Here is a 505-nt window from a genome sequence, read left to right as displayed (position 1 = left end):
AACGCGACATCAACTGGTTCTTGAGGTCTGAATGGTTGAGCAGTGTTTCGTATTGATTGATTTGCGCCTGCTCTTGGTCACTGATTGGCGTGTGCATATTCATGATCGCGCCGTTTTCTAGCCAAGTCATCAGCGTGTGGTATTCGCTGTTGGTTAGATTCGGCATACCAAATGGCATTCCCCAGTTTGGGTTGTCTTTTTCGTACTGTTCGTACTCTTCAATTGTCGGGCAGGTTTGCTCACGATCAATCGAAAAATCAAAACCTTCTAATTGCACTTGGTCTGGCAAGGGATGGCGCTCTTTCTGTTGCAATAAACGAGCGATAAGGCCAGCTTCAAGGTTTGCTGCCATGCTTTGGTCGCGTTCATTCAAAACAGGGTGGAAGCCAGCGTCGCGCCATTCTTGGGTGGTTTCTGCATCTTCAAACAAGCGAGTAGGTGCAGCCGCTGTCAGGCGAGTGCCTTCATAAACCAATGCTTTCGATGCTCCGCGGTCGATCCCTTC

General features: G+C 49.1%; 1 protein-coding gene. It reads right to left on the bottom strand.

Annotated elements, in window-relative coordinates:
* A partial coding sequence (locus tag R7Z49_RS27950; RefSeq protein WP_318112913.1) for a fatty acid cis/trans isomerase occupies positions 1-505 on the bottom strand: 505 nt, incomplete at both ends.

Source organism: Vibrio sp. 1562, from assembly GCF_033340155.1.
GTDB classification, from domain to species: Bacteria; Pseudomonadota; Gammaproteobacteria; order Enterobacterales; family Vibrionaceae; genus Vibrio; species Vibrio alginolyticus.
The sequence above is the reverse complement of the archived record's forward strand: the minus strand, read 5'-3'. Positions and strand labels throughout refer to the sequence as shown.